The organism is Caballeronia sp. (assembly GCF_049581465.1).
In the GTDB taxonomy this organism is placed as follows: domain Bacteria; phylum Pseudomonadota; class Gammaproteobacteria; order Burkholderiales; family Burkholderiaceae; genus Caballeronia.
Genome location: NZ_JBAUSA010000550.1, coordinates 1 through 2,638 on the forward strand (window position 1 = coordinate 1; position 2,638 = coordinate 2,638).

General features: G+C 61.4%; 2 protein-coding genes. Both read left to right on the forward strand.

Features of this window, described 5'->3' with window-relative positions; all coding sequences use genetic code 11:
• Positions 1-211: 211 nt before the first annotated feature.
• A complete protein-coding gene (gene deoC / locus WCA53_RS13560; protein WP_423910880.1) occupies positions 212-1,222 on the forward strand; it encodes a deoxyribose-phosphate aldolase in 1,011 nt (336 codons plus the stop codon).
• Positions 1,223-1,254: 32 nt separating this feature from the next.
• The coding region (locus WCA53_RS13565) for an aldehyde dehydrogenase family protein (protein ID WP_423910885.1) at positions 1,255-2,638 on the forward strand (1,384 nt) is incomplete at its 3' end.

The window sequence follows — 2,638 nt, forward strand, 5'->3', positions numbered from 1 at the left end:
TCCCCACACTCTCCGCGAACAGCACCCCCTCCGCCTTAGCCGCACACTCGCCGCAAGCACATCCGCTCAGACCCAAACCCACCCCAAAAACCCAAGCCGCCAGCAGGCCCCCCTGGGTATTCCCTGATGTTACGATCATAACAACGAAGTGTTAGAATCATTCATCGATTAACCGGAATTTGTTGTGCATTGCACAATTGTCCCAACTCCTATGCGCGATACTGCTCCCCAATCTGTCGTCCCTTTGCGAGCGAAAACGCCCGTGGCTCACGCCGAAACCCGCAACCCTGGTGTCCCGCTCGATCTGTCCTGGCTCGATGGCTCGCGCGTCAATCAATCAGCGGTCAACCGCCGCACCGCAACACTTGGCACTCGCCGCGCGGTCAAGAAAGACGCACAGGCTGCGTGGCTGCTCAAGGCTGTCACGTGCATCGACTTGACGACCTTGAACGGCGACGACACAGCCGCCCGCGTCGAGCGACTGTGCGCGAAAGCGCGCCACCCCGTTCGCGATGACTTGCTTGAGTCCCTCGGCATGCCGCCCGACTCGATCAAGACAGGCGCCGTCTGCGTCTATCACCGGTTCGTGGGCACGGCTGTCGCAGCGCTCGCCGGCAGCGGCATCCCGGTTGCTGCAGTCTCCACAGGATTTCCCGCAGGCCTCATCCCGCATCCGCTGAAACTCAAGGAAATCGAGGCATCGGTCAAAGATGGCGCCGCGGAAATCGACATCGTCGTGACTCGTGAACATGTCCTGACCGGCAACTGGAAGGCGCTCTACGATGAAATGCGCGACTTTCGCGCGGCATGCGGACCTGCACACGTCAAGGCTATTCTCGCCACCGGCGACATCCGCACGCTCTCGAACATTGCTAAGGCGTCCATGGTGTGCATGATGGCCGGCGCCGATTTCATCAAGACGTCCACCGGCAAGGAAGGCGTCAACGCCACGCTCGACGTCTCGCTCGTGATGGTGCGCATGATTCGCGACTATCTTGAACGCACAGGCGTGAAGATTGGCTTTAAACCAGCGGGCGGTGTGTCCACGGCCAAGTCCGTGCTCGAATACCAGATCTTGATGAAGGAAGAACTCGGGCGCGAATGGCTTGAACCGGACCTGTTCCGGATCGGCGCATCGAGTCTGCTCTCCGATATCGAACGCCAGCTCGAACACCACGTCACCGGCCGCTACTCGGCTTTTCATCGCCACCCGGTCGCCTGAGTGCACCGCCGAACCTCTTACACGAGCTCCCCATGAGCGTAGCCGACTACTTTTCCTCGATGGATTACGGACCTGCACCGGAAGACGACAGCGCCGCGCGCGCCTGGCTAGACCAACACGCAAACGGCTTCGGTCATTTCATTGACGGCGCATTCCGGCCGCCTTCAGAGAGCGAAACTTTCGAAACCGTTGAACCCGCAACAGGGCACGTGCTGGCGACGATTTCGCAAGGCGACACGCTTGATGTCGACGCAGCCGTCGATGCCGCCGCTCGCGCCCAACCGGCGTGGCAAGCACTAGGCGGCGCCGGACGTGCGCGTCACCTGTATGCGCTCTCGCGCATGGTGCAGCGTCACGCCCGCCTGTTCTCCGTGCTGGAGTCAATGGACAACGGCAAGCCGATTCGCGAATCGCGCGACATCGACATCCCGCTCGTCGCTCGCCACTTCCTGCATCACGCTGGATGGGCGCAACTGCAGGATCGCGAATTTGCCGACTGGGCGCCGCTTGGCGTAATCGGACAAATCGTGCCGTGGAACTTCCCGCTGCTCATGCTCTCGTGGAAGATTGCACCGGCGCTCGCACTAGGCAATTGCGTGGTGCTCAAGCCAGCGGAAAGCACGCCGCTCACAGCCTTGCTGTTCGCCGAACTCGCGGCCCGGGCAGGCTTGCCGGCAGGTGTCCTAAACGTTGTGACCGGAGACGGCAAGACCGGGTCGGCGTTGGTCAACCATCCGCGCGTGGCTAAGATCGCATTCACCGGTTCAACGGACGTCGGCCGCCTGATTCGCGTGGCGACAGCCGGGACAGGCAAATCGCTGACGCTCGAATTGGGCGGCAAGTCGCCCTTTATCGTTTTCGATGACGCCGATCTCGACAGCGCAGTCGAAGGCGTCGTCGATGCCATCTGGTTCAACCAGGGCCAGGTGTGCTGCGCGGGTTCGCGATTGCTCGTGCAGGAAGGCGTCGAAAAGCGTTTCATCGACAAGCTGAAGCGTCGCATGGACACGTTGCGCGTCGGGCCCTCGCTCGACAAGGGCATCGATATCGGTGCAATCGTGGATGCGGTTCAGCTCGAACGAATCCAGAAGCTGATCGAGCGTGGCGTGCAGGAAGGCTGCGTCATTCACCAGCCGAAGGGTCTGAACCTGCCGGAGCAGGGCACGTTCTATCCGCCGACGCTGGTCACGAACGTGGCGCCTGCTTCAATCCTTGCTCAAGAAGAAATCTTCGGGCCCGTGCTCGTGACCATGAGCTTTCGTACACCTGACGAAGCCGTGGCGCTCGCCAACCATTCGCGCTATGGCCTGTCGGCGAGCGTCTGGAGCGAGAACATCAGCCGCGCGCTGGACATTGCTCCGCAACTGCAATGCGGCGTGGTCTGGATCAACGCTACCAATCTCTTCGATGCAGGCG